Origin of the sequence: Pedobacter sp., assembly GCF_035566355.1 — a bacterium.
In the GTDB taxonomy this organism is placed as follows: domain Bacteria; phylum Bacteroidota; class Bacteroidia; order Sphingobacteriales; family Sphingobacteriaceae; genus Pedobacter.
In genome coordinates this window covers 1-7241 of record NZ_DATMRL010000051.1, presented here as the reverse complement: position 1 = coordinate 7241, position 7241 = coordinate 1, and the positions used below count along the sequence as shown (strand labels likewise).

The 7241-nt window shown below is 40.7% G+C and carries 7 protein-coding genes; 4 read left to right on the top strand and 3 right to left on the bottom strand.

Annotated elements, in window-relative coordinates; all coding sequences use genetic code 11:
• The coding region (locus VNZ46_RS01825) for an L-threonylcarbamoyladenylate synthase (protein ID WP_325558359.1) at positions 1 to 603 on the bottom strand (603 nt) is incomplete at its 3' end.
• A gap of 77 nt (positions 604 to 680) precedes the next feature.
• Between VNZ46_RS01825 and VNZ46_RS01820 the strand changes: the two genes are divergently transcribed.
• Positions 681 to 2339, top strand: coding sequence for an FMN-binding glutamate synthase family protein (locus VNZ46_RS01820; protein WP_325558358.1), 1659 nt, complete (start codon positions 681 to 683; stop codon positions 2337 to 2339).
• Between the two features lie 65 nt (positions 2340 to 2404).
• Here VNZ46_RS01820 and asnS read toward each other — a convergent pair whose 3' ends face one another.
• Both asnS and sucC read right to left on the bottom strand, forming a co-directional pair.
• The gene (gene asnS, locus VNZ46_RS01815) at positions 2405 to 3853 is read right to left on the bottom strand and encodes an asparagine--tRNA ligase (RefSeq protein ID WP_108550772.1); all 1449 of its coding nucleotides are present in this window, start codon (positions 3851 to 3853) and stop codon (positions 2405 to 2407) included.
• A 541-nt stretch (positions 3854 to 4394) separates the two neighbouring features.
• A complete protein-coding gene (sucC, locus tag VNZ46_RS01810) occupies positions 4395 to 5585 on the bottom strand; it encodes an ADP-forming succinate--CoA ligase subunit beta (protein ID WP_133780405.1) in 1191 nt (396 codons plus the stop codon).
• A gap of 65 nt (positions 5586 to 5650) precedes the next feature.
• On the opposite strand from sucC, the gene VNZ46_RS01805 reads away from it, so the two are divergent.
• From VNZ46_RS01805 to VNZ46_RS01795, 3 genes are all read left to right on the top strand, one after another.
• Positions 5651 to 6301, top strand: coding sequence for an ABC transporter ATP-binding protein (locus VNZ46_RS01805; RefSeq protein WP_316837069.1), 651 nt, complete (start codon positions 5651 to 5653; stop codon positions 6299 to 6301).
• A gap of 5 nt (positions 6302 to 6306) precedes the next feature.
• Entirely contained in the window at positions 6307 to 6810 is a 504-nt protein-coding gene (locus VNZ46_RS01800; RefSeq protein ID WP_325558357.1) for a hypothetical protein, read from the top strand.
• Positions 6810 to 7241 (top strand): haloacid dehalogenase (locus VNZ46_RS01795; RefSeq protein WP_325558356.1); only part of this gene is annotated, 432 nt, incomplete at its 3' end. The genes VNZ46_RS01800 and VNZ46_RS01795, both read left to right, overlap by 1 nt.

Below are 7241 nucleotides of genomic sequence, written 5' to 3'. Positions count from 1 at the left end.
ACTTCCTTTTCCCTCCCTGATCACCTCGAAATCGCCCGAGGTACAGTCGATGACCGTAGAAGGCTCATTGTCTCCATAGCCTCCATCAATCACCAGGTCAACCGTATCTTCATATTTCTCATGGATCAGTTCAGGATCTGTAGAATATTCGATCAGCTCATCGTCATCCTTGATGGAAGCAGAGATGATCGGATTGCCCAGCTGTCTTACAATTTCCTGCGCAATGGCATTGTCCGGTACCCTTATACCCACCGTTTTCTTTTTAGAACTTAATAATTTTGGTACATTATTATTGGCATTCAGAATAAAAGTATAAGGGCCTGGTAAGGCCTTTTTCAATACCCGGAAAGTAGTGGTGTCAATTGGTTTGATGTAATCAGAAATGTGCCGTAAATCAGAGCAGATAAAAGAAAAATTTGCCTTGTCTGGTTTTATGCCTCTTAAATGACAAATCCGTTCTATTGCTTTTTGATTGGTGATGTCACATCCCAATCCATACACTGTATCAGTAGGATAGATGATCAACCCGCCTTTTCTTAAAACTTCTACCGCCTGCTCTATAGCTTTGGGGTTCGGATTTTCCGGATAAATTTTGATTAGCATATGTAAAAATATGAAAAACTTTCGTCTGTATCTTGAGAAATCTCGTACTATTGGGGTTATTTTAGTATTTTGATCATATGAGAAAAGCATTTATCGCAATTGCTGCATTCCTGGTCACCGCCACAGTGATGACAGGTTTGGCCTGGCCCCCGTTTTTCTGGGCCTTTATTTTTGTAGGGCCAATTGTAATCCTCGGCGTGTATGATTTGTACCAGCCTAAACACAGTATCGTAAGGAACTATCCTGTATTGGGCCATTTAAGATATCTCATGGAGGATCTACGCCCTAAAGTATATCAATATTTTGTAGAGAGTGATACGAATGGAAAGCCATTCAGCAGGTTAAACCGATCTTTGATCTATCAACGCGCAAAAAAAGAAAACGATACCATCCCATTTGGTACCCAGCTTGATGTGTATGAAAATGGGTATGAATGGCTGAGCCATAGCATATCGGCCATCAGCCATCACGAACTGAATGAAGATCCGCGGGTATTGGTTGGCGGTCCGGACTGCGCACAGCCTTATTCCGCCAGTATATATAACGTTTCGGCAATGAGCTTTGGCTCATTAAGCCAGAATGCCATCATGGCCCTCAATGGCGGTGCAAAAATGGGCAATTTTGCCCATAACACAGGTGAAGGGGGGATCAGTGATTATCACCTGAACCCAGGAGGAGATCTGATCTGGCAGATTGGAACAGGTTATTTTGGTTGCCGTCATCACGACGGAACGTTTAACTTTGATGCCTTTGCCGAGCGCTCTAAGCTGGAGCAGGTCAAAATGATCGAAATAAAACTTTCCCAGGGTGCAAAACCCGGGCATGGAGGTATCCTTCCGGCTAAAAAAGTAACACCGGAGATTTCCAGGATCAGGCTGGTTAAAGAAGGTTTTGATGTGATTTCCCCTCCGGGACATTCGGCATTTACCACGCCAATGGAAATGATTGCTTTTATTAAAAAGCTTCGTGACCTTTCTGGAGGTAAACCGGTCGGCTTTAAACTATGTATAGGCCGTAAAAGTGAATTCTTCGCCATCTGTAAAGCCATGATAGAAACGAATACCTATCCTGATTTTATCACTGTAGATGGGGGAGAAGGTGGTACAGGCGCTTCACCGCAAGAGTTCTCTAATGCAGTGGGGATGCCATTGAGAGAAGGTGTTGCTTTCGTGTATGACGTGTTAACTGGTTTCGGAATTAAAAAACACATTAAGATCATTGCCTCAGGTAAAGTGGCTTCCGGTTTTGATCTGGTCAAGAATATTGCATTGGGTGCAGACATGTGTAATGCTGCAAGAGCCATGATGTTTGCTCTGGGTTGTATCCAGGCATTGGAATGTAATAGTAATACTTGTCCTACCGGTGTAGCTACACAAGATCCCAGCCTGATGAAGGGTTTGGTGGTCGATGATAAAAAGGTACGGGTATTTAATTTTCATCGCCTTACTGTTGCCAGTGCGGTTGAATTATTGGGCGCCGCTGGCTTACATCATCCATATCAGCTTACACGTGCTTACATCAACAGAAGGATTGCACAGAACATGACACAGTCTTATATCGAGACCTTCCCTTACATCCCGGAAGGCAGCTTGTTACAGACCCCTTACCCGCTTCGTTTTGAACTGGGTATGGCGCTCAGTACATCAGCAAGTTTTGCGCCTACAGATTATAAGGTGTCTTCTATAGATTATGCGCATGCAAATTCTTACTCAGACAATCTGAATCACGGACACTAAGGAAATATTCTTTCAAAAAAAGCCCTGTTAATGATTAACAGGGCTTTTTTATTATAAAAGGTATCTTAAAATTCTGCGTTGTTCGGAAAACGAGGGAAAGCAATTACATCCCTGATATTGGTCATGCCGGTTACAAACAAAGTTAAACGCTCAAAGCCCAAACCAAAACCAGAGTGTGGAGCAGTACCAAAACGGCGCGTATCCAGGAACCACCAAAGTTCTTCCTGAGGGATGTTTAAATCCTCCATACGCTGCGTTAACTTATCCAGGCGTTCTTCCCTTTGAGAACCACCAATAATTTCTCCAATGCCTGGAAACAAGATGTCCATCGCAGCAACAGTCTTTCTTCCCTGCTCATCCGGTTCATTCTGACGCATGTAGAAGGATTTAATATCAGCAGGATAATCTGTTAGGATTACCGGTTTTTTAAAGTGTTTCTCTACCAGGTAACGCTCATGTTCCGATTGCAAATCTGCGCCCCATTCGTCAATCAGGTATTTAAACTGTTTCTTTTGGTTCGGTTTAGATGATTTTAGAATAGCTATAGCCTGTGTATAAGTTAACCTTTCAAAATCATTTCCCAAACAGAAGTTCAGCTTCTCCAGTAAAGACAATTCACTTCTCTCATTCTGAGGCTTTGATTTCTCCTCTTCCAGTAAGCGGTTGTTCAGGAATTCCAGTTCATCTTTGCAGTTTTCCAAAGCATAGCTGATCACATATTTCAGCATATCCTCCGCCAAAGTCATGTTGTCTTCCAGATCAGCAAAAGCCACTTCCGGTTCTACCATCCAGAATTCAGCAAGGTGACGAGTCGTATTGGAGTTTTCAGCCCGGAAAGTAGGTCCAAAAGTATAGATCTGGCCAAAAGCCATTGCTGCAAGTTCACCTTCCAGTTGTCCGGAAACAGTTAAGTTGGTTGGACGCGCAAAAAAATCTTCAGAATAATCCACCTGACCATCTTCTGTACGAGGTGTGTTGTCAAAATCAAGGGTAGTTACCTTAAACATCTCACCTGCACCCTCTGCATCAGAAGCGGTGATGATCGGCGTGTGCATATATACAAAACCCCGCTCATTGTAAAACTGATGAATCGCAAAGGCTAAAGCATGACGTACTTTAAATACCGCATTAAACGTATTTGTTCTGAACCTTAAGTGGGCGATTTCGCGAAGGAACTCCAGGCTGTGTTTTTTAGGTTGTAAAGGGAATTTTTCAGGATCACTATCTCCTAATATCTCAATAGAGGAGGCCTTAATGTCAATCTTCTGACCTTTGCCCAGAGATTCAACAACAGTACCCTGAACTGCAATAGCTGCGCCGGTCGTAATCCTTTTCAAGAGTTCTTCCGGCGTATTATTAAAGTCTACTACAATTTGAACGTTGCCCATACATGAGCCGTCATTCAGTGCAATAAACTGGTTGTTGCGAAACGTACGCACCCAACCCATAACAGTTACCTCTCTATTAAATTCGGTAGTGTCCAGCAGGTTTTTTATTTTTTCTCTTTTAATCATGGTCTTTTTTACAAGAGCGTCAAAATTACAGAATTAGTTCTAAAAATTACAGTCCTGAATTTTTAAAGTTGATTTTGGGTGTTTTTTGTATTTTTTATATTTTTTATCAATAATAGTGCGTTTTTGTTGGTGTTTTTCGTTGAATATTTGTTTTTGTTTTGATGGAATGGTATTTATTTTGGTTAATTGTTGATTTTGTTGTGTTTTAAAGATTTTTGAAGCTATAATTTGTGTGATTATTCGTTTTGTTTCTAAATTTTAGACTTATTTATTGGTTTTTTAGGGTTGATATATAGTGTGTTGTGTATTTTTTATTAAAAATTTTATTTTTATGGGTGTAAAATTAGAATTATTTGTTTTTTGTTGTATATTTGTAATGCTCGTTTAATTTATATTTGGTTTTAAGAAGCCTCCGGCAATTTGTTGGAGGCTTCTTTATTTTACCGGTACGTCATTTTTTTCGCCATCATATTTTCTATGTTATCAAAAAAAAGAGGCTGTCTTTTGAACAGCCTCTTTCAATTATGGAAATTAGAAATGTTTACGCTAATACTTTAGTCACAAGATCAGCTGCATCTTTTAGTGCAATCGCCGAATAAACTTTCAGACCAGAATCATCAATCAGTTGTTTAGCCTCTACAGCATTTGTACCCTGTAAACGGCAAATGATTGGAACAGGAACATTACCGATTTCTTTATACGCATCGATAACACCCTGAGCAACACGGTCGCATCTTACAATACCACCAAAAATGTTGATCAGAATAGCTTTAACATTAGGGTCTTTTAAGATAATGTTAAAACCAGCTTTTACAGTTTGCGCATTGGCCGTTCCACCTACATCCAGGAAGTTAGCCGGCTCACCACCTGCAATTTTAATAATATCCATAGTTGCCATAGCCAAACCAGCACCATTAACCATACAACCAACGTTTCCGTCTAGTTTTACATAGTTTAAGTTAGACTCGCTCGCTTCAACATCAGTTGGGTCTTCTTCCAGCTTATCACGCATCGCTGCATAATCAGGGTGGCGGAATAAAGCATTCTCGTCTAAATCAACTTTAGCATCAACTGCAATGATTTTATCATCTGAAGTTTTCAATACCGGGTTGATTTCAAACATAGAAGAATCTGTATTGTCATAAGCTTTATAAAGTGCAGAAACGAATTTAACCATTTCTTTAAAAGCAGCACCGCTTAAACCCAGGTTAAAAGCAATCTTTCTTGCCTGGAAAGCCTGTAATCCAACTTTAGGATCAATCTCTTCTTTGAAAATCAGGTGAGGGGTATGCTCAGCAACCTCTTCAATATCCATCCCGCCTTCAGTAGAATACATAATGATGTTTCTTCCGCTTGCACGGTTCAACAACACACTGATATAAAATTCTTTAGTCTCAGAAGCACCTGGATAATAAACATCCTGTGCAACTAAAATTTTATTCACTTTTTTACCTTCAGGACCAGTTTGAGGAGTAACCAGCTGCATGCCTAAAATTGCAGAAGCTCTTTCTTTAACCTCGTCAAGGTTCTTGGCCAATTTAACACCACCACCTTTTCCTCTTCCTCCTGCGTGGATCTGTGCTTTAATCACAACCCAGTCAGAATTGAAGTCAGTTTTCATTTTTTTAGCCGCTTCTACAGCCTGCTCAACCGTATCGGCAACAATGCCTTCTTGTACGGCTACACCAAAACTTTTAAGTATTTCTTTACCTTGATATTCGTGGATATTCATTTGCTGAAAAAATTTGCTCAAATCTACAATTTCAGATTGGTTTTAAAAACACTAAGTTTGCATTTATGCTAAAAGCCACTGGTATAAAAAAATCTTACGGAAACTTACCGATACTAAAAGGAGTAGATTTTGAAGTCAACAAAGGCGAAATTGTAAGTATTATTGGAGCCTCAGGAGCAGGTAAGAGCACCTTGCTGCACATTCTTGGGACACTGGATCAGCCAGATCAGGGGACAGTAGAACTAAAAGGCACCAAAGTTAACGGTCTTTCCGGAGAACTGCTGAGTATCTTCAGGAATCAGAATATTGGATTTGTTTTTCAGTTCCATCACTTACTGCCTGAATTTACAGCCCTGGAAAACATTTGTATCCCGGCATTTATTGCCAAAAAAAGTAAAAAGGAAGCAGAAGCCAGGGCATTAGAACTTTTGGACCTTCTGGGATTAAAAGACAGGGCAGACCATAAACCCAGCCAACTTTCCGGTGGAGAACAACAGCGCATTGCAGTCGCAAGAGCACTGATCAATAATCCTGCAATCATTCTGGCCGATGAACCTTCGGGAAACCTGGATTCTGCAAATGCAGATGCACTGCACCAATTCTTTATCACCCTGAGAGATAGTTTCAATCAAACCTTTGTCATCGTTACACACAATGAAAGTCTGGCCAGGATCAGTGACCGGGTGGTCACCATGAAAGACGGATTAATTATATAAAACACGTGAAAGTATTAATTACCGGAGGCAAATCGTCTCCATCCTATAAAATTGTAAAAGCATTTCAGAATGATCAGGTTCTTTTGGCTGATTATGGTGATATCCCTGCCTTTTCAGCTGGCCAGTACCAGTTCATTACGCTTGGAGAAAAGAACGAAGAAACCATTGCGCACAATTTGCTGAATGCCTGTCTGGATCATGGGGTTGAAATGATCCTGCCATTGCATGAATTCGAAGTAGCGGCAGTAGCTAAGGCCTCGTTGTTGTTTTCCGAGTTCGGTATCCAGGTATTGTTACCGGAACTTACCGAGCTTCCTAAATACTTTCATAGCCAGGAAGATGTTGTGAAAGGGCAGAACTGGGCACTGTTCATAAAAGGAGAACTCCTTTATTCTCCTGCTCCAGACGCCTTGATTGAAGAAACCGGCAGGTCAAAAAAATTGAATGGCGTATTTTATATACCCGAAGATCTCCAAAGCCCTACAGCTATTTTATTTACCATATCTTAATGAAGTTTGAAAATTACATCAAAGCGCACGATGCCTTTGTTTTCGAGTTAGACAATGTACTCTATCCTGAAAAGGATTTTTTATTACAGGTCTATTATTTATTTGCCCAGTTTATAGAATACAGTGAACAGCAGCCGGCAGCTGATGTGGTGCGGTTTATGCAGGAAACTTATAGTAAAGAAGGACATGAGGGAATTTTTGATCAAACGGCTGCCAGATTTTCCATACCAGAAACCTACAGACTTAATTTTGATCTTTTACAAAGAAATGTACGTCTGCCTTTAAAGCTGTTGCTCTTTGATGAATGTCTTGCCTTTTTGCAGGCCATCGTTCTGGAGCGTAAGCCTATATTCTTATTGCTGTCCGGAAATCCGGAAGCCCAGCTCAATAAGATCCGGCAAATGGAATGGAATGGCCTGGAGCAATACCTT

What these genes read in the sequence shown, in the direction of transcription:
- sucC (WP_133780405.1), bottom strand. Translation starts at nt 5,585, where the DNA reads ATGAATATCCACGAATATCAAGGTAAAGAAATACTTAAAAGTTTTGGT.
- asnS (WP_108550772.1), bottom strand. Translation starts at nt 3,853, where the DNA reads ATGATTAAAAGAGAAAAAATAAAAAACCTGCTGGACACTACCGAATTT.
- VNZ46_RS01805 (WP_316837069.1), top strand. Translation starts at nt 5,651, where the DNA reads ATGCTAAAAGCCACTGGTATAAAAAAATCTTACGGAAACTTACCGATA.
- VNZ46_RS01820 (WP_325558358.1), top strand. Translation starts at nt 681, where the DNA reads ATGAGAAAAGCATTTATCGCAATTGCTGCATTCCTGGTCACCGCCACA.